Origin of the sequence: Loigolactobacillus coryniformis subsp. coryniformis KCTC 3167 = DSM 20001, from assembly GCF_002706425.1 — a bacterium.
In the GTDB taxonomy this organism is placed as follows: Bacteria; Bacillota; Bacilli; order Lactobacillales; family Lactobacillaceae; genus Loigolactobacillus; species Loigolactobacillus coryniformis.
The window spans coordinates 1,458,031-1,484,077 of the sequence record NZ_CP017713.1 but is presented as its reverse complement, the minus strand read 5'-3'; the positions used below and the strand labels follow the sequence as shown (position 1 = coordinate 1,484,077).

At 42.0% G+C, this 26,047-nt stretch carries 23 protein-coding genes and 1 pseudogene; 5 read left to right on the top strand and 19 right to left on the bottom strand.

The window, feature by feature from the left end; genetic code table 11:
• Window positions 1-264: 264 nt before the first annotated feature.
• The 11 genes from rpoD to rpsU form a co-directional block, all read right to left on the bottom strand.
• Entirely contained in the window at window positions 265-1,380 is a 1,116-nt protein-coding gene (gene rpoD, locus LC20001_RS07335; protein ID WP_003676909.1) for an RNA polymerase sigma factor RpoD, read from the bottom strand.
• 174 nt (window positions 1,381-1,554) lie between these two features.
• A complete protein-coding gene (gene dnaG, locus LC20001_RS07330; RefSeq protein WP_010010002.1) occupies window positions 1,555-3,414 on the bottom strand; it encodes a DNA primase in 1,860 nt (619 codons plus the stop codon).
• 155 nt (window positions 3,415-3,569) lie between these two features.
• Entirely contained in the window at window positions 3,570-5,651 is a 2,082-nt protein-coding gene (glyS, locus tag LC20001_RS07325; protein ID WP_010010004.1) for a glycine--tRNA ligase subunit beta, read from the bottom strand.
• 2 nt (window positions 5,652-5,653) lie between these two features.
• On the bottom strand, window positions 5,654-6,556 hold the full coding sequence (glyQ, locus tag LC20001_RS07320; RefSeq protein ID WP_029507692.1) for a glycine--tRNA ligase subunit alpha: 903 nt from the start codon (window positions 6,554-6,556) through the stop codon (window positions 5,654-5,656).
• A gap of 310 nt (window positions 6,557-6,866) precedes the next feature.
• A complete protein-coding gene (gene recO, locus LC20001_RS07315) occupies window positions 6,867-7,640 on the bottom strand; it encodes a DNA repair protein RecO (RefSeq protein ID WP_010010006.1) in 774 nt (257 codons plus the stop codon).
• Between the two features lie 73 nt (window positions 7,641-7,713).
• On the bottom strand, window positions 7,714-8,619 hold the full coding sequence (era, locus tag LC20001_RS07310; RefSeq protein WP_003676921.1) for a GTPase Era: 906 nt from the start codon (window positions 8,617-8,619) through the stop codon (window positions 7,714-7,716).
• 326 nt (window positions 8,620-8,945) lie between these two features.
• Window positions 8,946-9,335, bottom strand: a complete 390-nt coding sequence (locus tag LC20001_RS07300; RefSeq protein ID WP_003676924.1) for a diacylglycerol kinase family protein — start codon at window positions 9,333-9,335, stop codon at window positions 8,946-8,948.
• Window positions 9,319-9,795, bottom strand: coding sequence for an rRNA maturation RNase YbeY (ybeY, locus tag LC20001_RS07295; RefSeq protein WP_003676927.1), 477 nt, complete (start codon window positions 9,793-9,795; stop codon window positions 9,319-9,321). Before ybeY ends, LC20001_RS07300 begins: the two co-directional genes overlap by 17 nt.
• A gap of 27 nt (window positions 9,796-9,822) precedes the next feature.
• Entirely contained in the window at window positions 9,823-10,791 is a 969-nt protein-coding gene (locus tag LC20001_RS07290) for a PhoH family protein (RefSeq protein ID WP_010010009.1), read from the bottom strand.
• Window positions 10,792-11,246: 455 nt separating this feature from the next.
• Window positions 11,247-11,693 carry a GatB/YqeY domain-containing protein gene (locus LC20001_RS07280; RefSeq protein ID WP_003676931.1) on the bottom strand — a complete coding sequence of 149 codons (447 nt, stop codon included), beginning with the start codon at window positions 11,691-11,693 and terminating at the stop codon, window positions 11,247-11,249.
• Window positions 11,694-11,722: 29 nt separating this feature from the next.
• Window positions 11,723-11,899: a 30S ribosomal protein S21 gene (rpsU, locus tag LC20001_RS07275; RefSeq protein ID WP_010010010.1), complete on the bottom strand. Its 177-nt coding sequence runs from the start codon at window positions 11,897-11,899 to the stop codon at window positions 11,723-11,725.
• A 265-nt stretch (window positions 11,900-12,164) separates the two neighbouring features.
• Between rpsU and LC20001_RS07270 the strand changes: the two genes are divergently transcribed.
• A complete protein-coding gene (locus tag LC20001_RS07270) occupies window positions 12,165-12,998 on the top strand; it encodes a pyruvate, water dikinase regulatory protein (protein WP_003676932.1) in 834 nt (277 codons plus the stop codon).
• Window positions 12,999-13,037: 39 nt separating this feature from the next.
• Here the strand turns inward: LC20001_RS07270 and LC20001_RS07265 are convergent, their stop codons facing one another.
• Complete coding sequence (locus LC20001_RS07265) at window positions 13,038-13,955, bottom strand: deoxyribonuclease IV (protein ID WP_010010012.1); 918 nt, start codon at window positions 13,953-13,955, stop codon at window positions 13,038-13,040.
• A 291-nt stretch (window positions 13,956-14,246) separates the two neighbouring features.
• On the opposite strand from LC20001_RS07265, the gene brnQ reads away from it, so the two are divergent.
• Window positions 14,247-15,596 (top strand): branched-chain amino acid transport system II carrier protein, encoded by a 1,350-nt coding sequence (brnQ, locus tag LC20001_RS07260; protein WP_010010013.1) that lies wholly within the window; start codon window positions 14,247-14,249, stop codon window positions 15,594-15,596.
• Between the two features lie 52 nt (window positions 15,597-15,648).
• Here brnQ and LC20001_RS07255 read toward each other — a convergent pair whose 3' ends face one another.
• On the bottom strand, window positions 15,649-16,524 hold the full coding sequence (locus LC20001_RS07255; protein WP_003676938.1) for a YitT family protein: 876 nt from the start codon (window positions 16,522-16,524) through the stop codon (window positions 15,649-15,651).
• A gap of 212 nt (window positions 16,525-16,736) precedes the next feature.
• Here LC20001_RS07255 and LC20001_RS07250 point away from each other — a divergent pair, with 212 nt between their 5' ends.
• Both LC20001_RS07250 and LC20001_RS14770 read left to right on the top strand, forming a co-directional pair.
• Window positions 16,737-16,955, top strand: coding sequence for a P8 family protein (locus LC20001_RS07250; protein WP_010010014.1), 219 nt, complete (start codon window positions 16,737-16,739; stop codon window positions 16,953-16,955).
• A 261-nt stretch (window positions 16,956-17,216) separates the two neighbouring features.
• Window positions 17,217-18,495: pseudogene (locus tag LC20001_RS14770) on the top strand (ISL3 family transposase).
• A 101-nt stretch (window positions 18,496-18,596) separates the two neighbouring features.
• On the opposite strand, the gene aspS reads toward LC20001_RS14770, so the two are convergent.
• The gene (gene aspS / locus LC20001_RS07240; RefSeq protein ID WP_010010016.1) at window positions 18,597-20,366 is read right to left on the bottom strand and encodes an aspartate--tRNA ligase; all 1,770 of its coding nucleotides are present in this window, start codon (window positions 20,364-20,366) and stop codon (window positions 18,597-18,599) included.
• Complete coding sequence (hisS, locus tag LC20001_RS07235) at window positions 20,359-21,660, bottom strand: histidine--tRNA ligase (protein ID WP_010010017.1); 1,302 nt, start codon at window positions 21,658-21,660, stop codon at window positions 20,359-20,361. Before hisS ends, aspS begins: the two co-directional genes overlap by 8 nt.
• Before the next feature lie 762 nt (window positions 21,661-22,422).
• Between hisS and LC20001_RS07230 the strand changes: the two genes are divergently transcribed.
• On the top strand, window positions 22,423-23,727 hold the full coding sequence (locus tag LC20001_RS07230; protein WP_010010018.1) for an N-acetylmuramoyl-L-alanine amidase family protein: 1,305 nt from the start codon (window positions 22,423-22,425) through the stop codon (window positions 23,725-23,727).
• A gap of 36 nt (window positions 23,728-23,763) precedes the next feature.
• Here LC20001_RS07230 and LC20001_RS07225 read toward each other — a convergent pair whose 3' ends face one another.
• The 4 genes from LC20001_RS07225 to LC20001_RS07210 form a co-directional block, all read right to left on the bottom strand.
• Window positions 23,764-24,150, bottom strand: coding sequence for a nuclear transport factor 2 family protein (locus LC20001_RS07225; RefSeq protein WP_010010020.1), 387 nt, complete (start codon window positions 24,148-24,150; stop codon window positions 23,764-23,766).
• Between the two features lie 67 nt (window positions 24,151-24,217).
• Window positions 24,218-24,541, bottom strand: a complete 324-nt coding sequence (locus LC20001_RS07220; protein WP_010010022.1) for an AzlD domain-containing protein — start codon at window positions 24,539-24,541, stop codon at window positions 24,218-24,220.
• Entirely contained in the window at window positions 24,534-25,316 is a 783-nt protein-coding gene (locus LC20001_RS07215) for an AzlC family ABC transporter permease (RefSeq protein ID WP_010010023.1), read from the bottom strand. The genes LC20001_RS07220 and LC20001_RS07215 overlap by 8 nt, the downstream gene beginning before the upstream one ends.
• A gap of 75 nt (window positions 25,317-25,391) precedes the next feature.
• Complete coding sequence (locus LC20001_RS07210; protein ID WP_010010024.1) at window positions 25,392-26,024, bottom strand: HAD-IA family hydrolase; 633 nt, start codon at window positions 26,022-26,024, stop codon at window positions 25,392-25,394.
• Window positions 26,025-26,047: the final 23 nt, after the last annotated feature.

The following is a 26,047-nucleotide window of genomic DNA, read 5'->3' as shown; positions in this document are numbered from 1 at the left end:
ACTGTCGTAACTTCGGGTAGTATCGGACTTCAGTGTGTTTGGCCACCTTATCCAGTTACTTCCGGCCTTATAGCTGCTTCTTGTTCATCGGTGCAGTACTTTGCTCATCAGGCTTCCTTCAGTCTTCACCTCACGATAAAGGCCTTGCCTTTGGCTAGCGGTTCCGACTACTACGGCCCGCAGTGGACTTTCACCACCTAGTTGACGCCCATGCCGGGCGCACCAAAAAAAGCAAGCATTAAATAATGCTTGCCGTAACCAATGCTAATCTAAGAAATCTTTTAATTGTTTGGAGCGACTTGGATGGCGTAATTTACGCAATGCCTTAGCTTCGATCTGCCGAATCCGTTCACGAGTAACACCGAAAACTTTGCCGACTTCTTCCAAGGTCCGCGTCCGACCATCATCAAGACCAAAGCGTAACCGTAAGACGTTTTCTTCACGATCAGTTAGTGTGTCCAACACACTTTCCAATTGTTCTTTTAACAATTCATAAGCCGCATGGTCAGCTGGACTAGTGGCATCCTGATCCTCAATAAAATCACCTAAATGTGAATCATCTTCTTCACCAATTGGCGTTTCCAATGAAACAGGTTCTTGCGCGATCTTCAAGATCTCACGGACTTTATCGGTTGGCATATCCATTTCAGCGCCAATTTCTTCTGGTGTTGGTTCCCGGCCAAGGTCTTGGAGTAGCTGCCGTTGGATCCGAATCAATTTGTTGATTGTTTCAACCATGTGAACCGGAATCCGAATTGTCCGCGCTTGATCGGCGATTGCACGGGTAATTGCCTGACGAATCCACCAAGTTGCGTAGGTCGAGAATTTGAACCCTTTACGGTAATCAAACTTTTCAACCGCCTTCATCAAGCCCATATTCCCTTCTTGGATCAGATCCAAGAATTGCATTCCCCGGCCAACATAACGCTTAGCAATTGAAACAACTAAACGCAAGTTAGCTTCAGCCAACCGCTGCTTAGCCTCACCGTCACCTTGCTCGATCTTCAAAGCTAAAGCAACTTCTTCATCAGCCGTCAATAAAGGTACCCGCCCAATTTCCTTAAGGTACATCCGCACTGGATCATTGATCTTGATCCCCGCTGGTGCAGATGTATCCTGCAAAGCCTTCTTAGAAACTTTCTTTTCTTTCTTCAAGCTTTGTTGTGAAGGCTCGCCGTTTTCATCGACTACACTGATACCTTGATCTTCAATTCGAAGAATAACTTTTTCAATTGCATCAGATTGCAAATGAAATGGTGCAACGATCGTCTCGGTCAGCTTATCTTCCTGAATTTGCTTTTCAGGCTTATATTCTTTGATGAGTGCTTTGAGTGCAGCTTCCAATTTCTTATTATCGCTCTTCACAGTCTCTTCTGCCATTAGATCGGCCTCCCTATTTCAATCTCACTATAAAAACTAATTAATTGCTTGTCATACGAGTACCGAAAACTTGCAATAACCGCAGTTAACTGATTATCGCCTTTATAATAACGCTAATCAGTTGCTTGGTACAGAATGGATACTCAAATATATAATTAAAAATCAAGCAGCTGCTTAATTTTTTACCACTGTTCCCGAACCCACACTAGACTGCATTTGTCGCTTAAGTTGCACGATCGTCTGCACTGCATTTAGCGAACCGACACTATCACCGATTCGACTGGCTTCTTGCAACTGCGTTTGTGCTGCATTCAATTGCTGTTCTAAGTTTGCTTGTTGTAAAGCACGCAGGTAATCCTGATATTGTTCCTGAACCGTATTTTCATCATAAACCAATTGATCAATAGCAATCACCAAACTTTGCAGACGATCATCATTGATTCGGTCCATAAATTGTGCGATCACAAATTGATCATGATCGGCAAAATAGGCCGTGGCCAATTGGTAGATAACTTGATATGGTTCGTGAATAAAATGGAAATCAGGTTGATTGCGCAAAGCAATCCGGATATCAGCTAATTTAAAATACAAATTCAGCAACCCACGTTCAGCCCGCTCAGCCCGCGTCAACTTAGCCTGCTGTTGATGAACCTGCGGTGTTGCAGCAACTTCATGCTGCACTTGTGGCGCTGGTTGCCGCTTAACCGTTGCATCAACCAAATAATCTTGCAGCTGCGTGACCAAGGCCTCATAAGTGACCTGTAAAGACTCACTTAGTCGATTCAAATAAATATCCCGTTCGACTGCCGAACTAACATTGACCAATTCATGTAAAGCTGCATCAATGTAGGTTAACTTATCTTGCTCATTATCTAAATTACGCCCTTGCTTTAAGTAGCGTAAGCGAAACCCAACGGCTGTTTCCATGCCACCGTTTAATACGTCACGAAAACGTTCCGCACCATACTTTTTGACATATTCGTCAGGATCGAGTTGCTCTGGCAAGGTCACAATACTTAACTGAAAACGTGGATCGTCGTGTAACAAAGCAATGACGCGATCAGTGGCTTTCATCCCAGGCGGATCACCATCATAACAGACAACTAAATGATCAGTTGATCGTTGTAATAAATAAAGCTGCTCGTTAGTCAAGCTTGTTCCCATCGAGGCAACACCGTACTTAATACCGGCACGATAAGCCGCGATCACATCCATAAAGCCCTCAAATAAAACCACTTGCTTAGCCTTACGAATCTCGGCTTTAGCAACATCAAAATTAAACAGAACATTCCGCTTGTTAAATAACTCAGTTTCTGGACTATTTAAATATTTGGGTTGACCCTCACGCTTAGTCAACGCACGGCCAGAAAAGGCAATAACATGCCCCTGACCATCTTTAATTGGAAACATAACCCGATCGACAAAACGATCACGCAATGTGCCATCACTATTTTCAATAAATAAACCCGAGTGCCGTAATAAATTAAAATCGATTTTTTTTTCCGCAAAAAAACGGGTCAACAAATTATTCTCATCTGGTGCATAGCCAATATTAAACGTATCTAATAGCTCTGCTGTTAATTGTCGTTGCTGCGTATAAGCTAATGCTGTCTCACCAAGCTTTGTATTCAACAGAATATGGTGAAACAAATCAGCGGCATCTTGATAGAGTTGCCGTAATTGCTGTTGCTGCGAATTTGGCGCCGCCTCAGGACTAGCCTGTGTCGCATAACCAGACAGATCAATATTTACATGACCAAGATCCGCAACTCGGGTCACCGCTTCTGGAAAAGAAAGACTTTCAATTTCCATAATAAACTTGAAGACATTCCCACCACGACCGCAACTAAAGCAATGAAAAATTTGCTTGTCTTCAGCGACCGAAAAAGACGGGGTTCGTTCTTCATGGAAGGGACATAACCCAAACAAATTACGACCGGACTTTTTCAACTGGACATATTGCCCCACGACATCAGTGATATTAACAGCACCGCGAATTTGTTCCACAACTTCTTCGGGAATTCTGGTTGCCAATTCAATCACCCTACTCTCAAGCCCTAAGCTTCGAAAAGTCGCACCCAAAATGAGTGCGACTTTTCAGCTCCTGTTGAGCAAAAAAATACATCATTAACTATAGCACAACCCGCTCAAACCAGCAACCAGTTTGCTTAGTCTACAACCACGATCAGCTATTTAACGATCAATTGATTTAAATCAGCAATACTAAAGATCAGATGCGCTAAAATGGCCAATTGTTTCAGGCGATTATTCCGCACTGCTTCATCATCGACCATGACCATCGTTGCTTCAAAGTAATCCGCAATCAATGGTCGTAATTGTTCCAATGCTTGATAGTTTTCAGCAATCGTCCGTTGTGCTGCTTGATTGCGAACCGCTTCAACGGCCGAATAAAGTTGTTGCTCAGCATCATTTTCAAATAAAGCTGGGTCGACAGTTAAACTAGCTTGACTCTTAAAATCAGCCTTTTCGCTTAACCGTAAGACACGCGTCAACGCTTCAATGGTTGATTTAAAGGCTGGATCGTCTTTGCGCTGTTCCAAAACCTTAGCTGCAGCAAACATTTGTTGCAGATCATTTTCATGACTAGCCAAAACAGCATCGACAATGTCATAACGAACTTTATGCTGACCAAACCACTGCCGCATCCGTTCATTGATGAATTGTTGTAACTCCGTGATATGCGCATCAAGTTTCAAACCAAAGGTTGCATTATGTTCCGCCAATAACTGACTACTTTGTTGTTGCAAGGTCGAAATATCTAAATGCCAATTTTCCGCTTTGACGATCCGCACGATTCCTGCTGCTTGCCGCCGCAATGCATATGGATCATTTGAACCAGTTGGGATCAAGCCAACCGCAAAGAAACTAGCAATACTGTCGATTTTATCGGCAACTGCCAAAACTGCGCCAACCTTGGTCTGTGGTAACTCACCATCAGCAGAGATTGGCATATAGTGTTCCCGAATTGCGGTCGCTACGGCTGGTTTTTCACCTTGTAGTAAGGCATACTTTTCACCCATAACCCCTTGTAATTCAGGGAATTCGCCAACCATCCCCGTCATCAAGTCAAACTTATAGATCTCACTAGCTCGTTGTAGATCAGCTAATTCAGTGCTAGTCAAACCTAAGTTTTTCCCTAACAGCTGACCAATTAATTGCACACGTTGCATCTTCTCGTACATTGTCCCAATTTTTTCATGGAAAGTCACTTTTTTCAAACGCTCAACATAGGCCGCAATTGTTTGTTGTTGATCTTCATTATAGAAAAATTGAGCATCTTCTAAGCGTGCGGTCAATACTTTTTCATTGCCGCTGATCACGTTATCTAAATAGTCACGGTTACCATTACGAACTGAAATGAAGATTGGTAACAGCTTGCCGGCTTGGTTGCGTGCATAGAAGAAACGTTGATGATCCTTCATAGAAGTGATCAACACTTCATCAGGCATCTGTAAATATTTTTCCTTAAAACTACCCGCAAAAGCCGTTGGGTATTCAACTAGATTATTAACTTCTTCCAACAAGTCGGCATCTAATTCAACGACCCAATTATTTGCTTGGGCTAAGTCAGTGATCTGTTGCTTGATCTCCGCCTTACGTTTAGTTGGATCAACGATCACAAATTGAGCAGCCAAAGCTGACTCATAGTCAGTTGCTTGGGCTAAATCAACCGATTTGCCCAAGAAGCGATGGCCCCGAGTTGTGCGACCACTCTTAATATCTAAGACCTTTAAAGGTACGATGGCTTGATCCAACAGGGCAACCAACCAGTGAATTGGCCGAATATATTCAAAATCATAACTGCCCCAATGCATGTTTGTTGGGAACGTCATACTAGTGATCACTTTATCCATGCCACTTAAAACTTCAGTTGCGGATTTACCAGGAATAAATTTATTAACGAAGACATAATCTTCACCCTTTTGTTGCTTAAAGGTGATATCGTCGGTCGTTAAGCCTTGGCCGCGAACAAAGCCTTGCGCTGCCTTAGTCCAGTTGCCATCAGCATCCTGCGCGATCCGTTTGGCTGGGCCACGTAGTTCTTCCTTGATATCAGCTTGTTTAGCCGCAACCTCTGTCACCATAATTGCTAAGCGTCGTGGTGTAGCAAAAGATTTGATTTCACCATAATCTAATCGTTCTTCTTTTAAGAAATCAGCGGCACGCTTAACTAATTGTTGCCGACTTGGTGTAACCACATGTGCAGGGATTTCTTCTAATCCGATCTCTAATAAAAATGTCTGGCTCATAATTATGCCTCCTCCTTTTTAGCTGCTTCTTTTAACAATGGGAAGCCTAATTTCTCCCGCTCAGCAACAAATGCACGCGCAACCGAACGCGCCATATTCCGGATTCGTGCTAAGTAGCCAGCCCGTTCCGTCACACTGACAGCGCCACGTGCATCCAATAAATTAAAGGTATGGCTGCATTTAAGAATGTAGTCATAAGCTGGATGAACTAAACCATTTTTGATCTGCTTCTTTGCTTCTTTTTCGTACATATCAAATAACTGTAACAGCATTTCTTGATTACTTTCTTCGAAAGAGTATTTAGAATGCTCATACTCTGGTTCTTTAAAGATTTCACCGTATTTAACGCCATCGCCCCATTCCAAGTCAAAAACATTGTTGACATCTTGGATGTATGACGCTAAGCGTTCAATCCCGTAAGTAATTTCAGAAGTGACTGGTTTAACGTTTAAGCCCCCAACAACTTGGAAATAAGTGAATTGAGTAACTTCCATTCCGTCAAGCCAAACTTCCCAACCAACACCGGCACAGCCCATTGATGGGTTTTCCCAATTATCTTCAACAAAACGAATATCGTGTTCTAGCGGTTCGATACCCAATTCACGCAAACTACCTAAATAAAGTTCCTGAATATTAGCAGGTGATGGCTTCATCACGACCTGGAATTGATGATGTTGGTACAAGCGGTTAGGATTTTCACCATAACGACCATCCGCTGGACGCCGCGAAGGTTCAACGTAGGCTGCATTCCATGGTTCAGGACCGATTGCCCGCAAGAAAGTGTACGGACTCATGGTGCCGGCGCCTTTTTCTGTATCGTATGCTTCCATCAGCATACAACCTTGTTTACCCCAGTAACGTTGCAAGGTCAAAATCATATCTTGAATATTCAACTTCTGATTCATAAGAAATCCTCCAATTTTTATTTATGTTGGTGACTGTCACTAGTAGTACAGTCGGACTTTAATGAACGACAGCAAAAAGTCCCTATGTCGCCAAAAAGCACGACATAGGGACGCAGCTGCGCGGTTCCACCCTAGTTCTAACGGATCGCTCCGTTAACACTTAATTATATTTCAATTCGAACTCGAGAGTGCCACGCTAAGTCATGACCTACCTGTCTTCCACTACCACAGGCTCGCTTGAGGCTTCCTTAACACCGTTCCGTCTTCATTCACTGATACAGATTCTACGGCTTTTCCTAAAAGTTGTCAATCATGGTTTTAGTAAATCGTCCCACTTTGCCATTTCATCAATAAAATGTTTGCTCTTCAATGACAGACCAACACTATCTTGATAAATACGATCTAGCATCCGCCGTAATTCCTGCTTAGTCGCAGCTTTGACCGTAATCGAATTTAGTTTACGCAAGTCAATCACTGAAAATAGCCGTAACAAGTAGATCGCCCGGGCACTAGCATGGAAGCGATAGGGATCTAAAGACCAATGCTGCTGACACAACAAGCCACCATAACTCTGTGAATAGTCCAGAGGTAGGTCCGTCCGTTGGCAAACAACGCAACTTTCTAACCGCGGAGCAACCCCAAAAATCTGTAGCAATTGTACTTCCATGATATTAGTAATGATTTGTGGATCGAAACCATCGTCAATATAACGTAGTGCCAAGTCAGTTTGTTCATACCACCGTTCCAACGGCTGACCATCCGGAAATGCCGCATCCACCAAGCTTAAAATATAAGTTGCGTAGGCATTCAAAGTGATATCTTGACTGATGGTTTGCCACTGGCGGTATTCCTTAGCTGTATTAATAAACGACAGCCCTTCGTCACGAATATTACCCACAAAAGTCCCGTGAGTAAACGGTAAAATTGCCGCTGCCAAGCGAAACCCCTTTTTGCGTGCACCACGAATAAAGAACATTTTCTTGCCAAACCGATCAGTTAAAATCTTAACCAACATGTCGCGTTCGCGATAATCTTTACGTAACATCACGATGCCATTAAAGTCAGTAATTTCTCGTTGTGCCACCGCAACCTCCTATGACTAATTCCGATAGCGTTAACCGCAATACCAGCTGACGATTGCGCTCAAGATAACCTATCTAATAGTTTTTCTTCTGATAACCTAATTCATTTAGATAGCGCTGATTGTCACGCCAGTTCTTGTCAATTTTAACCCATAACTGCAAGTAAACTTTGTCACCTAACAAGTGCTCAATGTCACGTCGTGCCCGAGTACCGATCTCTTTGAGCATTTTACCACCTTTACCGATGATAATGCCCTTCTGACCATCACGTTCGACAATGATCGTTGCTTCGATCTTAAGTTTATCTTGATCATTACGCCGCATCCGTTCGACATTAACCGCAACCGAATGAGGCACTTCATCACGTGTTAGCTCCAAGATCTTTTCGCGGATCAATTCAGAAACCACAAAGTACTCCGGATGATCAGTGATTTGATCGTCCGGATAATATTGCGGACCTTCCGGTAAATTCTGATTCAATGTCGCCAGCAATTCATCAACATTGTTACCCTGCAAGGCTGAGATAGGGAAAACTTGGGCAAAGTCCAATTCAGCTTGGTACTGTTCAACGAATGGTGCTAGATCATTGGGGTGAACTGTATCAATTTTATTAACGATCAAATAAACCGGCTGCTTCACTTTTTTTAATTGATCAATAATAAAGGTATCGCCGGCGCCCATGCGATCTTTAGCACTGACCATAAATAAAACTGCATCGACTTCATTTAACGCCGAAGTTGCTGAGTTCATCATGAACTCATCTAGTTTATTTTGTGGCTTATGAATACCCGGTGTATCAATAAATACAATCTGGCTATGCTCAGTGGTATAAATACCTTGAATCTTGTTTCGTGTTGTCTGCGCCTTATTCGACATAATAGCAACTTTTTGGCCGACAACTCGATTCAAGAATGTCGACTTTCCAACGTTTGGCCGACCAACAATGGCGACAAAACCGGAATGAAATGCTGTTTCACTCATATTTTAATACTCCTCTATCTCACAATTAAGGTTAATTTATTAGCAAAAAACACTAATAAATTCCTGATGTTCGTGGCGATGTCCATTCTTGTGGCAAAAATCGTACCGCAAGAAGCATGGCTCTATCTCACAATTAAGGTTAATTTATTAGCAAAAAACACTAATAAATTCCTGATGTTCGTGGCGATGTCCATTCTTGTGGCAAAAATCGTACCGCAAGAAACATGGCTCTATCTCACAATTAAGGTCAATTTATTAGCAAAAAACACTAATAAATTCCTGATGTTCGTGGTACTGTGTCCCAAACCTGTTGTACTAACTCATAATTAAATTAGCCATAATAATTTAGGTAAAAAGATAATTAGACCAACAACGATCGCAAAAATGGCGGCAACCAAAACCGCAGCAGCAGCCATATCTTTTGCATACTTAGCTGCCAATGCATAGTGTTGATCCGTTAACAGATCAACCACATTCTCCACTACTGTATTGGCCAGCTCACTTTGGATCACTAGAAAAATTGCTAAAATCAACCACAACCATTCACTGCGATCAACCTGTAGCCACCAACCACCAACTAGTACCAAGATACTAGCTAACAAATGCCATCGCATGTTACGTTCCAAATGAGCGACCGCAATCAAGCCAGCAAATGCATGGCGCATACTTTGGCCTAAATTATGGTTTTTCGTCGTCTGTTTATCTTTTAAGCCCATAAGCATCCAAGATTTCCCGTTGTAGACTAAACATTATTTTCTCATCTTCTGGTGAGCGCATATGGTCATAACCGTTTAAATGTAAGAAACCGTGGACCACTAAAAAGCCTAATTCACGTTCAAAAGAATGACCATAATCATCAGCTTGTTCTTGGGCTTTATCCACCGAAACCATTAAATCACCGATATTCCGTGGTACATGAACATTATCCGGCAAAATGATCACATCTTGATCGTCAGGATCTTCTTCGATTGCAAAACTGATCACGTCAGTTGCCCGATCAGTATTACGGTACTCCTTATTGATTTGGTGAATTTCATCATTATGCATTAAAGTAACTGACATTTCTGTATCTTCTGGCAACTTCATGTAGTTACCAGCAAATTCTAAAACATCCTGAATTAATTTTAGATGTTCTGGTGATGCTGCTTCCGTATGGTCAAATATTTCTAAATCCACACAACTTCCTACCCTTCAAAAATAATATTATGCTTGGCGACTTTGTTCATCATAAGCTGCAATAATGCTAGCTACAACTGGGTGCCGAACCACATCAGCGGCACTAAAGCTAACAAAACTAATATGTGCAATATCTTGCAAGATGCGTTGAGCCTGAACCAGACCGCTGTTGGCATTGCGCGGCAAATCGATCTGCGTCGCATCCCCATTGACGATCATTTTGGACCCAAAGCCCAGCCGCGTCAAAAACATTTTCATCTGTGCTGGCGTGGTGTTCTGCGCTTCATCCAAAATAACAAAAGCATTATCTAAGGTCCGTCCACGCATATAAGCCAGTGGTGCGATTTCAATCACGCCTCGATCCATCAATCGCGTGGTATGCTCTGCACCGAGAATATCGTACAAGGCATCATAGATTGGCCGCAAATAAGGGTCAACCTTTTCCTTTAGATCACCTGGCAAAAAGCCAAGACTTTCACCAGCCTCCACTGCAGGTCGCGTTAAAATGATTTTCTCCACGGAACCACTTTTTAACGCTGCAACCGCCATGACCACTGCTAAATAAGTTTTCCCAGTACCAGCCGGACCAATACCAAAGGTCACATCATTGTGCTGGACAGCCTGAACGTATTGACGCTGACCAAAGTTTTTGACCCGAACCGGCTTGCCACGTCGATCTTTGATCAATTCAGTGGCATAAAGATCCTGAAAATAGTCTAAAGTACCTCGGGTGGCCATTTTAATCGCACTCACAACATCTTCACTACCGATGGCGATCCCTTGACCTAGCAAATGGAGCAAATTAGTCAAAACTGCATAAGCCTGACTAGCCGCTTCACTAGACCCAGTAATTTTGATTTCATTACCAAACGCATTTAAGGTGACTTTCAAGCCATCTTCTAACAAACTCAGGTTTTTATCTTGCGTGCCCATCAAGCTCACAGCTTGTTCTGGACTACTGACACGAAATACTTTAACGACTTGTTCTTCTGCCAAAAGCGTACTCCTTCTACTCCACAATAGTGGTTAATTTTTGTATCAAAAATTTCTGATGTTACGGTCGATAGCCATTCTTGTGGCAAAGATCATACCGCAAGAAACATGGTTCTACTCCACAATAGTGGTTAATTTTTGTATCAAAAATTTCTGATGTTACGGTCGATAGCCATTCTTGTGGCAAAGATCATACCGCAAGAAACATGGTTCTACTCCACAATAGTGGTTAATTTTTGTATCAAAAATTTCTGATGTTACGGTCGATAGCCATTCTTGTGGCAAAAACCGTACCGCAAGCAACATGGCGCTTAATCAAATTTATAGTCATTGCTTATTTTCTTAAAATCATTAACGTAATTATCATTAAAAATGATAGCACAACCGCACCAAAAAAGCATCTGCCAGTATTTTAAGCCAAAAAAATAGCCGAACTTTCGCTCGACTATTTTTGCTGACTATTTGGTTAACGCTGATTTAACTAATCGATTAACTAAAGCGCCATCCGCTCTGCCCTTAACTTGGGGCATCAACGTTTGCATCACTTTACCAAAATCTTTCGTCGACGTTGCATTAAGCTTCGCGACGGTTGTTGTGACTAAGTCACTAACTTCCGCTTCGGTCAGCTGTTGCGGCAAATAATGTTCCACTATCTTAATTTCACCTTGCAAAGGTGTAACGAGATCGTCACGCCCTGCCTTTTGAAATTCATCCAGTGACTCTTTGCGTTGCTTCAGTTCAGTGGCAAGTACCGCTAGCCCTTCTTGCTCATTTAATTCATGACCAAGCTTGATTTGTTCATTCGTAACGGCGGCCTTCAACATCCGCACAACAGCTAAAGTTGCTTTGTCGCGTGCTTTCATTGCGGTCTTTAAGTCAGCATTTAACGTATCGATCAGACTCATGGATACTCATCCCTTAGTAGGCAAGTAAACTAGAACTTCTTGCGTTTTCTTGCTGCTTCTGATTTTAATTTACGTTTAACACTTGGCTTTTCGTAGAATTCACGTTTACGGTATTCTTGCAATGTACCATTTCTGGACACAGTGCGTCTGAAGCGCCGAAGAGCATCATCAAGAGATTCGTTTTTACGAACGACTGTCTTTGCCATTATGATATCCCTCCCTCCGAGCTCAAAAATGGAACCGTTTTGCAAGATTGCTCTCATAAAATTCGATTCGTTTTTTATTATAACCAACGGTTGCTGCCCCGTCAATAAGAAAGCGGCTTGCAAACGATAATATTTGCTGGTTTTTTAATTTACTACAACTCGATCCACATTTTATGCTATCATGAAAACAATTACAAAAACGTGAGTTTCGCGCGCTTGCTTCCGCGACCACTCTAACTATTTCAGATAAAGGAGCCTTCCTCTCATGCCAAGTAAAACCGAAATTAAATTTTTTATTATCTCTGATTCTGTTGGTGAAACGGCCTTAAACATGGTTCGTGCCGCTTTAGCACAATTTACAAAAGTTGATCCGATCTACTATCGTTTTCCCTTTACCAACTCAGACAGCCGTCTTGATAGCGTCCTCAAGCAAGCGGAAACTGAGCGGCCAATCATCATTCAAACATTGGTCACCGGTGATCTGTCCAAACGAGTCAATCAATTTGCGGCAGCGCAGAATTTAACTTGCTATGATCTACTGAGTCCCATCATGCAAAAAATTAGTCAACTTTCTGGCGAAACCCCACGCGGCGAAGCAGGTGCGATCCATCGCCTCAATGACCGTTACTTTGATCGCATCTCGGCCATGGAATTTGCTGTAATGTACGATGATGGTAAAGATCCCAAAGGCTTTTTAGAAGCGGATATTGTATTGCTTGGTGTCTCCCGGACATCCAAAACCCCGCTCTCGCTTTTTCTGGCTAACCGCAACCTTAAAGTTGCCAACTTACCATTAGTTCCTTCTGCTCATATTCCGGAACAAATCTGGCAAGTCGATCCGAAAAAAATTATTGGTCTCACCACCGATGTTGCCGTACTCAATAATTTCCGTCGTGAGCGCATGATTGCTTACGGCTTAAATCCTGATACGGCTTATTCTGACATGAATCAGATCACCGCTGAATTAGATTTTGCGCGGCAACTTTATGATAAAATTGGCTGCTACGTGATCAATACAGCTCATCGTTCGATCGAAGAAACGGCGACCTTGATCCTAGAACATATGGGATTAGATCACTACGGTAATAAAGATGAGTAAGCAAAAAGCTTGCGATTTAATCTCGCAAGCTTTTTTATTTTATCCAACGTTCTGACTGAATGGTTGTTGTGCCACAATATCCGCCATCAAAGTGGGATTCATTTTTTGCGCAGTCAACATGGCGATCTCATAACCATAAGGCGCAAAGCTTTCTCCCGTATCAGTTTTGACCCACGGTGTTTCCATGATCTTCGGTACTTTCGCTAACTCAGGGAGATGGGCCATTTCATTTAATGCTGCAAAGCCTATCGTTCCCAAACCAAGATTTTGGTGCCGGTCCTTATGACTGCCTTGGGGATTTTTTGAATCATTTAAATGCACGACCTGTAGCCGTTCTAAACCAATAATTTGATCAAATTCAGTCAGCACACCGGAAAGATCTTCCTTAACGTTATAGCCAGCATCGTTGGTATGACAAGTATCAAAGCAAACACTTAATTTATCATTTAAATGCACACCCGCAATGATCTCAGCTAGTTCAGCAAAGCTACGACCAACTTCCGTTCCTTTACCGGCCATAGTCTCTAGGGCAATCTGAACCGTTTGTTGTGGCTGTAGAACTTCATTCAGACCCTTAACAATATTCGCAATGCCAGCCGCAGCTCCCGCCCCAACGTGCGCACCTGGATGCAAAACGATCTGTTTAGCCCCTAAGGCTTCAGCTCGTTGCACTTCGACCTGCAAAAATTTTACCGCAAAATCAAAATGATCAAGCTTGATCGTATTAGCTAGATTAATAATGTAAGGCGCATGGATCACAACACTTTGCAGTTCATGTTGCTGCATATATGCTTGACCAGCTGGAATATTCAACTCCGCGATCGGTTTGCGTCGCGTATTTTGCGGTGCTCCAGTATAAATGCTAAAAGTAGTGGCGTGATAACTAGCCGCTTCTTTAGCTGAACCTAAAAACATTTCTTTACCCCGCATGGCAACGTGAGAACCAATTAATAGCATTATGTAACCTTCCTTTTACTTTTATTCTAAAATTAGGTAATCTAATAAGGTCGATATAAACTAAGCGCTGTTTAAAATAAGCTTTGAACTATTTCTGTAATGAAGTTCGCGTAATTTTTAAACAGATATTAGTTTTATTTAAACATAATCCATTGTGCAAAATCAATCTCATGTGCGCCTGCTGGTTCTACACACAAAATTAGCATTATTTAGTGGCACTACTAGTAACATCCTTAATTAGTGGCTTTGTTAATCACTACCTTAAGAATGAGTTAGAGGAGGAAATAATCTATGCAGCATCGCTTAACCAAGCGCGAATACCTTTATATCGGTTCAATGTTATTCGGTCTTTTCTTTGGCGCCGGTAATTTAATTTTTCCCGTTTTTCTTGGTCAAAGTAGCGGACACAATGTTTGGACGGCTAATTTAGGCTTTCTTATCACCGGTATTGGCCTACCGTTGTTAGGGGTTGTCGCGATCGGCTTGTCTCAAAGCAAGGGCGTCTTTGAACTTGCTGAACACGTTGGCCGCCCCTACGCCTATATTTTTACGATCTTACTATATTTAACGATCGGCCCGTTCTTTGCACTACCGCGATTAGCCACAACTTCGTTTCAAATCGGAATCATTCCTTTTTTGAAAAGTAACCAACAAACTAGCGCTTTGATTATCTTTTCAATTATTTTCTTTGCCGTCACTTGGTGGTTCGCCCGGCGACCATCACAATTAATTGCGGTTGTCGGCAAATATTTAACCCCCGCCTTCTTGATCGTATTGGGGCTGTTATTACTAACGGCGCTGATCAAACCGCTGGGCAGTATCAACCATGCTGCAGTAGCTAGTGCTTACACGCAGCAGCCGTTTTTTGTCGGTTTCACCGAAGGCTATAACACAATGGACGCACTTGCTGCATTGGCTTTTGGCGTAATCGTTACCGATACGATTCGTAAACTAGGCGTGACTAAGCCAACGACCATTGCCATGGATACCATGAAATCTGGCTTGATCAGTATCGTTTTAATGGGCGTAATTTACACATTATTAGCTATGATGGGAACCATGAGCCTGGGTCAATTTAAACCGGCAGCCAATGGTGGAATTGCTTTAGCCGCGATTGCCAAATATTACTTTGGTGGTTTTGGTAGCTTGCTCTTAGCACTATTAGTCATTCTAGCGTGTATCAAAACAGCGATCGGTTTAGTCTCAGCTTTTGGCGAAACTTTCCAAGAACTTTTTCCAAAAGGTCATTATCTGTGGTACATCACTGGTGCCAGTATTTTACCTGGTATTTTCGCCAATATCGGGTTAACTGCCATTATTGCTTACTCGACCCCAGTTTTGATGTTCATTTATCCGCTGGCGATTACATTGATGCTACTCGGAATTAGCGGTTCGCTATTCAAACAACGCCGTGTCGTTTACGTAACCACCACTATTTTTACGTTGATCGCCGCAATCGCTGACGGTGTGCATACGGCACCAGCAATCATTGCTCAAACCACAGTCGCTAAAACGATCGTGGCTCTGGCACAACAATATCTGCCCTTTTTCAGCATTGGTATGGGCTGGTTGATTCCCGCCTTAAGCGGCTTTATCATCGGCTTGATTCTTACTAAAATTTTACCAGCTAAAAATATGTAAATTAAAACAGTAACACCGCAATTTGTTATAACTTTGCGGTGTCACTGTTTTTTTAAATCATCGGTTCATAAAAATGGCCCAGGATCTTAACTGTATCCGAAATACTAACAAATGCCTTAGGATCAGAATCGCGCATGGCCGCTTGAAGATCATGCATTTCGTATCGCGAAATAACAGTGAATAGAATCGTTTTTTCATCGTGTTGGTAAGCACCTTCAGCATCATGAACGATCGTGATCCCACGCCGCATCCGGTTCTGAATGTGGTCGATCACTTTCCGTGGCTTATCGGTCACGATCATGACTTGCATTTTTTGCTGGCGGGTATAAACCATATCCATGACTTTTCCGTTAACAAAAATACTCAATGCACTATAAAAGGCGTACGGCCAACCAAAAACAAAACCTGCCGCGATGACAATAAAGGCGTTAAAACTGATATTGATCGTACCAATACTTTTACCAGTTCGCTTACCAATCACCAAGCCGATAATGTCTAGACCACCAGTTGAGATTCCATTTTTCAAAGCTAACCCGGTACCAAAACCATTGACTACCCCACCAAAAATCGCACAAATAATTGGATCAAACGTGATCTGTGTGATCGGGATCATTTTCATCATCACACTGGAAAATACAACCGCGATAAACGTGAAAATCGTGAAGCGATGACTGATCTGTCGCCAAGCTAAAACAAATAAGGGCAGGTTAAGTAAAAATAGCAAAATCGGAATTGAAATGCTGACCGAAAAAATACGCCCACTTAAGGTGGACAGTAATTGGGCAAAACCGGTAATCCCGGATGCATAGATGTTACCTGGCTGCCAAAAAAAGTTCATTGCGATTGAAACACAAATCGAGTACAAAAAAGCCGTGGAAACTTTAGCGGTATATTGATGGCGCCGCATAACGCGCTGTAAATCATCCATGTTGTCTTTATCTAACCTCTTTTAATTAATTCTGGGTCACCCCACCGAAGTACTTGTTGATTGCATTATAACATATCCCTGTATTTAAACGACCTTTACGCTAATAAATCTAATTTTTATCAGCAATAATTACCGCACTTTTTCAAAAAAGGATTATACTAGAAGGTGAACTAAGAGATTAGTCCGTTAACTAAATCTAGGAGGTAAGCATTATGGCAGAAGTCACAGAAGCACATATTCTTAACGAAAAAATGAGCGAGGCATTTGACTGGAGCGATAGCGACACAGTGGTACGCGATGCGATTTGGGATTATTTCATGGAAAAAAATAATCACGACACCGATAAAACTGTTGTCGACGTTAAGCCTTACACCAGCGATAAAAGTGAGGACGAAATCAAGCAGTTCATCGAAGCTAATTTGAAAAAATAACTTCGGTCTTGCTAAATAGCCGCGGAAAAAATCAGTTAACGAATTGATTTTTTCCGCGGCTATTTTTCTAATTTTATCTAAGATTCATTTAATGATTACTGTTCGTTAATAATAATGGTTCTATACTTTTTCCTGTTGATAGCTTACTTAACATGGTAATCTATTAGCAGGATTTTTTAGTGCAAAATAAAAAAGGCCCATAAGCCTCGCACCTAAAAAATCCACCCACTACAGCATCTTTTTTAAAGGACGTGAAAACTTATGGACCCTGTAGATAATAATATAAAATTTGCGCTCAGTATTAAAGACCCAAATGTAGTTTTTTACAAATATAACTATCAAGTGATTAAAGCTAAGCGCGCAAAAGTATATATAGCCACGGTTAAGTTCGACCAGAAACATTGCGCTAACTGTGGCTTTTGCGAGCTAAGTCATAATGGACACTACGTATCACGCGTGACCTATCTGGCAGCGAATGCGAGTGAACCAGTTTATTTAGAACTCCATAAAGAACGCGTCATTTGTCGTAATTGTAAAGCGTCGTTTATGGCTACTTCTGATGTGGTAGACAAGTACTGTTGTATCTCCCGAGCCACGCGTCAGAAAGTGTTTATGAGTCTACAAGACGACCGCACTCAAGCTAGCATTGCGATCGATGCCGGCATATCAGCTAGCACTGTCTGTCGTTACTTAGACAACTATGATGACTTATTTCGCAGAAATCTTAACTATCTACCGGTTCATCTCGCCATGGATGAATTTAGAGGAATTGGTGGTCGGCTCCATTTCATCTGTATTAATGGCGCTGGTGAGCATGAAATTCAACAAATTCTGCCAGACCGATTCAAGCAAAGTATTACTGATTATTTTAAACAATTTCCAGCAAGTGTTCGAGCACGTGTCAAAACAGTTACCGTAGATCTAAATAGTTACTATCAAGACATTGCCAAGGCAATGTTTCCGCAGGCAAAAATTGTGATCGACCGCTTTCACATCGTTGCAATGATGACTCGAGCTTTTAATCAAACTCGGGTGCAAACCATGAAACAATAAAAGATCCTATGAATATCGCACGTTAAAGTTCGCCTGGCGGCTTTATTTGAAGTATGCCGGAAATCTAGATGAGGAACATGTCTTTTATGACCGACACCTGCGAAAACAACTCACACAACTAGAACGTGTAGAACAAGGACTGACAATTAACGAAGAACTTAAAGCATCGTACGAGTCGATGCAAAGCATCATGGAAAACCTTAAGAATCAAGACAAAGACAAGCTTGTGGAAGATCTATATACAAATCAAAATATAAGTCCCTACATGAAAGCAGTGTTTCAAACGTTCAAAAAGAACTTAGTGGTTGTACTCAACGCCAGTGAATCGGACTATACGAATGGCCCAGTCGAAGGCATGAATCGAATGATTAAACAAATTCAACGCACAGCATTTGGATTCCGTAATTACCATCATATGATTTCACGTATTAAGTTACGGCAAATGAGAACAAAACCAATGAAAAAAACAGAGTTGAAAGTCGCATGACTTTCAACTCTGTAAAAGCTATTCATCAACAGGATTTGACAAAGAGCCATAATAATTATCCGAAAAATACCGCCACCTCAATTGAAGTGACGGTATTTGTCTTATTTATCGTAGACCGTTAAGTCAAGATCTAATAATTGTTTATTTGATACTTTACTTGGTGCATCAGTCAATGGATCGCCGGCTTTTGAGTTCTTCGGAAAGGCGATCACTTCACGAATATTATCCTTACCTGCTAGCAACATTGCAAAACGATCTAAACCGATTGCCAAGCCGCCATGCGGTGGAAAACCGTAAGTTAACGCATCTAATAAGAAACCAAAGCGTTCTTGTGCTTTTTCTGGCGAAATACCTAAGGCCTTCAGCATCTTTTCTTGAATATCGCGATCATGGATACGAATTGAACCACCACCAAGCTCATAACCGTTTAAGACGATATCATAGCTTTGAGCATGTGCTTTATGCGGATCTTCGCCATCATTCAAGTAATGTACATCTTCTTCATTTGGCATCGTGAATGGATGATGTGCCGCCGTCCACCGTTGAATACCTTCATCGTATTCAAATAATGGCCAATCAACAACCCAGATGAAAGCAAATTTACTTTCGTCAATCAAATCAAGCTCTTTAGCAAAGAATTTACGCAAATAGCCTAAGGTGTCAGCAACAACTTTCCGACTATCAGCAACAAATAATAGCAAGTCGCCGGATTTAGCCCCTAAGCGTTCACCAATAACGTCTTCTTGGCCCTTAAAGAACTTAGCGATTGGACCAGTGAAACCATCGTCAGTCAGTTTCAACCAAGCCAAGCCTTTCGCACCGAAACGTTTAACGTAATCTTGAATTTTATCAATATCTTTACGTGAATATTTATCAGCAGCACCAGGTACACAGATTCCTTTGACTTGACCGCCATTTGCAACCGCACCACTGAAAACTTTAAATTCAGTGTCAGCCATTAAGTCAGAAAGGTCTTGTAGTTCCATCCCAAAACGAATATCAGGCTTATCCGAACCAAAACGCGCCATCGCTTCATTCCAAGTGATCTGTGGGATTGGTGTTTCTAAATCGATGCCCTTAGTTGCTTTCATAACGGCCTTCAACAAGCCTTCAGTTAGATCCTGAATTTCTTCAGCACTTAAAAAGCTCGTCTCCAAATCAATTTGTGTAAATTCTGGTTGCCGATCGCCACGCAGATCTTCATCCCGGAAACAACGGGCGATTTGATAATAACGATCCAAGCCAGCACCCATCAATAATTGCTTAAATAATTGGGGTGATTGAGGTAAGGCGTAAAAATGACCAGGATAAACTCGGGATGGGACTAAATAATCGCGAGCCCCTTCCGGCGTTGACTTAGTTAAATCAGGCGTTTCAACGTCGATAAAGCCAGTTTCATCCAAATAACGATGAGCTGCCTGGGTAATCTTGTTGCGGATCAATAACCCTTGCAACATCTCTGGCCGGCGCAGATCCAAGTAACGATATTTCATCCTTAGGTCAGCAGAAACATTGATATTATCTTCAATATAAAATGGCGGTGTCTTCGCTTTATTCAAAACAGTGACGTCATGAATCTCAACTTCAACTTTACCGGTTTTCATATTAGGATTAATGGCATCGTCAGCCCGCTTAGTGACTTTACCCTTAACTTCCAATACATACTCTGAACGAACTTTATCAGCAACGGCCCAAGCATCATGACCAAATTCCTGACTGAAAACCAATTGAACGATACCTTCACGATCACGAAGATCAATGAAGATCAAATTACCTAGGTTGCGGCGTTTTTGGACCCAGCCCATTAATGTGACTTCTTGACCAACGTATTTTTCATCGATCAAACCTGCATAAGTTGTGCGTTTATCCACGTTGTTCTCCCCTTACTTGTGCGAGTACGGTTGCAAAATCTTGTTCGATCTCTGCAAGCGGTACTGTAATTTCATTACCTGTCGCCATGTTCTTCAAATGTGCTGATTGGGTAGCTAATTCACTTTCACCGATCGTGATCACCACTTCAGCATTTAACCGATTAGCCATTTTAAACTGGGCCTTGGGTTTGCGATCTAAATAATCATGTTCAGCCACAAAACCAGCATTACGGATGGCTTGTGTGACTTGAACGACGGTTGGTACTGCTTCAGCGCCGATTCCAACAACGTAAGCCGCTGGCGCTTTAGCAGTCGGCACTTCAATACCATCTGCATCCATTACTAACAACATCCGCTCGATGCCTAAACCAAAGCCGAAACCAGGCGTTGCTGGGCCACCGATTTCTTCAACTAAGCCGTTATAACGACCACCGGCACAAACAGTCATATACTGACCACCAAAAGCTTTAGAGTTGGACATGATCTCAAAAATTGTGTGGTTATAATAGTCCAAACCACGAACCATAGTGGGATCAACTTCATAAGCGATACCTAAATTATCCAACAACGTCTTAACTGTCGTAAAATGAGCAGTCGATTCTTCATCCAAATAATCTAGAATTGAAGGCGCATCAGCCACGATTGCCTGATCCTTTTTGTCTTTACTATCCAAGACACGTAATGGATTTTTGTGCAAACGGACTTGGGAATCCTCGCTTAATTCAGCAAAATGTGGTTCCAAGAAATCGATCAATGCTTGGCGGTAAGCTTGCCGTGAGGCTAAATTACCTAATGTATTGATTACTAACTTCAAACCACCGATGCCGATTTTTTTAAATAACCCAAGGGCCATTGCGATCGTTTCAACATCAACTGTTGGACTAGCACTACCTAAAGCCTCAACACCAATCTGATGAAATTCGCGCATCCGGCCAGATTGGGGCCGTTCATAGCGGAACATCGGGCCCATATAATAAACCTTTACTGGTTTGGGATGTTCAGGGCCAAATAACTTATTTTCAACGTAGGCGCGGACGATGCCGGCAGTACCTTCCGGGCGTAGTACCACGTGGCGCTTCCCTTTATCATAAAAATCATACATTTCTTTAGTGACGATATCCGAAGTATCACCCACTGAACGTGAAAAAACATCAAAACTTTCAAAGATTGGTGTTCGAATCTCTTTAAATTGATAATTGCTAAAAACCTGTCGTGCTGTCTGCTCAACATATTGCCATTTTTCCGATTCACCTGGCAAAATATCTGCAGTCCCTTTTGGTCGTTGATAAACCATGTATAAACTCCCTTTCTACTTCACAATTAAGATAACTAATTAGCCCCGATGTTACGGACGATGCGACTTGGACTTGCCGTATTTAGACACTAGCCCAATCGACATCGGCAAGCAAGCCCCGTTTAGCAGATAAGCACAAATGCTAATACTTACCAACCTATCTTGTTAAGAACGAGCAACAGTGACCATTCTTGTGGCAATTTTAAGGAGCGTAGTTGCAAAGTCCGCAACTGCGTTTCCTCACCTCAAATCGTTTCGGTCACCGCAAGAAACATGGCTCTACTTCACAACTAAGGTAGCTAATTAGTATAAAACACTAATTAACCTTGATGTTACGGACGATGACCATTCTTGTGGCAAAAATCGTACCGCAAGAAGCATGGCTCTACTTCAATCGCGCACAATAAAATAAAAAGCGCCCCTGTCTTCGACAAGGGCGCATTGATTGCACGGTACCACCTTAAATTACTTGACCATTATTAAAAACTTAATTTTGATCACTTATCAGATAACGCTGTTCGCGAAAGCACAAGGCTTTACCTCAAAAGTGTCATGTTGCAGGGGTGTTTACGTCAGTTTCAGCCTAGCTGACGCTCTCTATGAAACACCTTTCCTACAAGCTTACTTTGTCATCGGTCATATTAAGTTCACAATTACGTTACCGAAAATATCGCGAAAAGTCAAGTCAGCATTGCGAAAATTGCTGTTTCGGCACCTAGTATTTGCTATAATGAAATTAATTGATTTTTTGAAGGTGAAGAGTTGTTCAGACCAACTAAAAAACTCATTGGCTTAGTCTTGTTACTAAGTTTAATTTTTGCTGGCAGTAGTCTCGCCCGCCCAACTGTTACCCATGCTCGTCAGGAAACGATCACCGTTACCGCAAATACGGTCAACGTACGTATGGGGCCTGGATTGGCCTATGATACCATGGCCCAACTAAAAAAAGGCGACAAAATCACGGTGATCACGCAAAAAAATAGCTGGTATCAAGTTCGCTTAAGTAGTGACAAGATCGGCTGGGTCGCTAGTTGGCTATTGAAAAACACCGAGATCAGCTCAGCCACCAACACTGAAGGCACGATCAACACTGCCAATGTGCTGGCTAAGGAAAATCCCGCCGACGACAGCGACACACTGGGAACCTTGCAACAAAATGCAACAGTAACAGTAGTTTACGAAAAAACTGGTTGGAGCCAGATCCTTTTCAAAAAAACGGTGGCCTGGGTCAAAAGCGCCTATATCACAGAAAAAAAGACCAGCGATAATACCACTGAAAACATACAACCAACCGTTGATTCTAGCATTAAGAGTTTAACCCTGCATGATGATAACGTTAAATTACGTAGCTCACCTTCAATTGGTGGACATATCAAGGCAACCTTAAGCAAGAAATCGCAACTCACTTATTTGGCGACGGCTGGTGATTGGTATAAAGTGCAAACCAAAGACGGTAAAACCGGCTATGTAGCGAATTGGACGGCTACTCCATCGACTTCAAACAAACCAGTAACAACTAACGCCAATGATTTGGCCGAAGCGACGATCGTTTTAGATGCCGGTCATGGTGGTAATGATTCTGGCGCCTTATCGCAAAAGAAAACTTACGAAAAGACGTTCACTTTGCAGATCGTCAAAAAAGTGGCCGCTAAACTGCGTCAAGGGGGCGCTCACGTCGTTTTAACCCGTAAGTCGGATAAATACGTTGGTTTGTCGCCAAGGCCCGCATTGGCTAAAAAAGTGCACGCTGACGCCTTTATCAGTATTCACCTTGATTCTAGTCCCGAAAATAATCAAGCCAGTGGAACCACAACCTACTATTACGGTAAATCTAAAGACAAACCATTAGCCAACGCCTTAAACAAGCAATTAGATCACTTACCATTAGACAATCGTGGTGTTGAATTCGGTAACTTCCTGGTATTGCGTGACAATAAACAGCCAGCAGTTTTACTTGAACTAGGCTATATCAATGACAGTAACGATTATAAGCATATTCATTCCAGTAGCTATCAAACTGAGATCGCCAATGATATTTACAAGGGTTTGACCCGTTATTTCAAATAGATCCACTTAACGACCACAAATACTGTGGTCGTTTTTTTATTCATTCATGAAAGGTCGATATTGCTGATCCTGCATTTCAAATTCCTTGATCAGCGTAATCTGTTGGTGCACTATTTTAACGATTGAGCAGCCTCTAAACACTGACTCTACACCGTTGTATCGACAACGAAATCGCCACTCAAAGAAATGAACCTGTTGTATTGGATCAAAATAGGTAGCTGAAATCGTCCAAGCTAATACTTTATTTTCTGCCGACCGATGCCAATGTTCAAACCAGCGTTGCGCCTCATCTTTGCCCTGATAGCAAGGCCCATAACATTCGTAGATCACCACATCAGTAGCTAAAGTCGCTAAAAAAACCGGTTCATCTTGATGCAACCAACTAGCTACATAAGTAGCAAATATTTTTTCTGGAGTAGCCATATAAAATTCCCCCATAACAAAAAAGCCATAAACCCTAGGTCAACACCTAAAGTTTACCGCTTTATAACTAGAAAATTAAGGCTAAGCCCATAATTGCGATTAAACCAACAACCACGGTTACCAGCATCGACTTTGTTTTAGCCGCTACTAGGAAGACAAGAATCGTTGAAATGATTTCAGTCAAGTTTTTAGCATTATAAGTATAGTGTGAAGTGACGAAAACGTCTTTAGCGATCAAAGCCGTAAATAATGCCACCGGAATATATTTCATCCATTCATTAAACCAAGCTGGAATTTTGCGCTTTGAAAAATATAGTAATGGAATCACACGCGGGATAAATGCGACCATGGCCGCCAATACAATCAAGATCAGGTAGTCTAGGTTACTCATGGTCGTCGGTCGTCTCCTTTGGTATATCTTTAAAGCTTTCGTGGCGGCGGCGTAAACGTAGTGACCGCAACAGCAATGGATTGGACTTGCCCTCTAAGCCATGTTCTACCATGAAACCAACAAACGAGGCTACCAACGTTGCAACAACCAAACCCATCGTACTCCGCATTGCAATGATCAACCATACGGACAAAACCGCGGATAAACCAGCCACCAAGATCGATAGCAAGTTTTTGACCTGCATCACTAACATATAGCCGAATAACGCCGTCAATGTGAAATTAACTAGGTTCACGTCAAAGTGGATCAAATTACCGATCGTCGAACCTATCATATTACTGACGGTCCAAAATAATAGTGAAAAATGATTGACCATCACGGCCTGATGACCATTCCATTTCTTATCTGTTGCGAATTTTAAATAATTGATCGCATAATTTTCGTCATTCATTGAACTGGAGAAGTAAATCAAAAAAGGTAATGGTTCGTTTTTTAAGTATGGTGATAAACTTGCGGATAATAGTGCGTACCGCATCTCCAAGAAAAAAAGCATCAATAAAACTTGCAAGAGTGGTGCGTGAATTGCCAACATCGACGCAATTAAAAACTGAGCACCACCAGAAAAAACTAAGATCGATAACAAGCCGGTAAACAGAATATTAAAGCCTGCTGAATGTAACAAAATACCGCAAGCTAATCCGATTGGTACGTAACTTATACAAAGTGGCAAGGCAATTTTAAATACGTTAAACCAATTTTTGTCCTCTACTTTCAAAAGTAAGCCTCCAAATCTAGCAAACAAACCTAAGCGATTATAACATACCGGGTCAGTAGATTTATAGCCCCTCTTTTAATTTCTCGCTTGAAAATAAGGCACGATCTCAGGTAACTGATCAATAATGATGTCAGCAGTTGGTGCACTATGGAATTGGTCAACATCAAAGAAACAGCCCTTAACACCAGCATTTTGCCCAGCAACTACATCCAAAGGCCGATCCCCGATCATCACCGTCGTGGCTGGGTCAAGTTGATGCTGCTTAACTAAATAATTTATGGCTTCTGGATCAGGCTTACGTTTAAAGTGTTGCTCACTAGTAACACATTCAGTAAATAGCGGTAAAAAACCCCCGGCTGCCAAAAAGCGCTCTGAACCACGATCACGATGCGTCATTAGAAAGTTCTGCCCACCTTGGTCGATAATTGCTTGACAAGTTGCTAAAGCCCCAGCATAAGGCTGTGGATCACGCTGCGTTGCAAATTCGATTTCATGGTAACGCTTAGACAGTTTTTCTGGTGCAATGGCCAAAGTCTGTCCAAAATTCTGGATCGCCGTTTTAACTGAATCTTCCTTGATCAGGCGGTACAAATCTTGACGGTCAACTTTAAGCCGATACTCATCAGCTAATTGCAACAAAGCCTGCATAATGCCAGCATAAGTATCATAAAGTGTGCCATCAAAATCCCAAATTGCCGCTTGTAACATAAAATAATCCCTTACTTTCTATT

What these genes read in the sequence shown, in the direction of transcription:
- rpoD (WP_003676909.1), bottom strand. Translation starts at nt 1,380, where the DNA reads ATGGCAGAAGAGACTGTGAAGAGCGATAATAAGAAATTGGAAGCTGCA.
- glyS (WP_010010004.1), bottom strand. Translation starts at nt 5,651, where the DNA reads ATGAGCCAGACATTTTTATTAGAGATCGGATTAGAAGAAATCCCTGCA.
- glyQ (WP_029507692.1), bottom strand. Translation starts at nt 6,556, where the DNA reads ATGAATCAGAAGTTGAATATTCAAGATATGATTTTGACCTTGCAACGT.
- era (WP_003676921.1), bottom strand. Translation starts at nt 8,619, where the DNA reads ATGAGTGAAACAGCATTTCATTCCGGTTTTGTCGCCATTGTTGGTCGG.
- LC20001_RS07300 (WP_003676924.1), bottom strand. Translation starts at nt 9,335, where the DNA reads ATGGGCTTAAAAGATAAACAGACGACGAAAAACCATAATTTAGGCCAA.
- LC20001_RS07280 (WP_003676931.1), bottom strand. Translation starts at nt 11,693, where the DNA reads ATGAGTCTGATCGATACGTTAAATGCTGACTTAAAGACCGCAATGAAA.
- rpsU (WP_010010010.1), bottom strand. Translation starts at nt 11,899, where the DNA reads ATGGCAAAGACAGTCGTTCGTAAAAACGAATCTCTTGATGATGCTCTT.
- LC20001_RS07270 (WP_003676932.1), top strand. Translation starts at nt 12,165, where the DNA reads ATGCCAAGTAAAACCGAAATTAAATTTTTTATTATCTCTGATTCTGTT.
- LC20001_RS07265 (WP_010010012.1), bottom strand. Translation starts at nt 13,955, where the DNA reads ATGCTATTAATTGGTTCTCACGTTGCCATGCGGGGTAAAGAAATGTTT.
- brnQ (WP_010010013.1), top strand. Translation starts at nt 14,247, where the DNA reads ATGCAGCATCGCTTAACCAAGCGCGAATACCTTTATATCGGTTCAATG.
- LC20001_RS07255 (WP_003676938.1), bottom strand. Translation starts at nt 16,524, where the DNA reads ATGGATGATTTACAGCGCGTTATGCGGCGCCATCAATATACCGCTAAA.
- LC20001_RS07250 (WP_010010014.1), top strand. Translation starts at nt 16,737, where the DNA reads ATGGCAGAAGTCACAGAAGCACATATTCTTAACGAAAAAATGAGCGAG.
- hisS (WP_010010017.1), bottom strand. Translation starts at nt 21,660, where the DNA reads ATGGTTTATCAACGACCAAAAGGGACTGCAGATATTTTGCCAGGTGAA.
- LC20001_RS07225 (WP_010010020.1), bottom strand. Translation starts at nt 24,150, where the DNA reads ATGGCTACTCCAGAAAAAATATTTGCTACTTATGTAGCTAGTTGGTTG.
- LC20001_RS07220 (WP_010010022.1), bottom strand. Translation starts at nt 24,541, where the DNA reads ATGAGTAACCTAGACTACCTGATCTTGATTGTATTGGCGGCCATGGTC.
- LC20001_RS07210 (WP_010010024.1), bottom strand. Translation starts at nt 26,024, where the DNA reads ATGTTACAAGCGGCAATTTGGGATTTTGATGGCACACTTTATGATACT.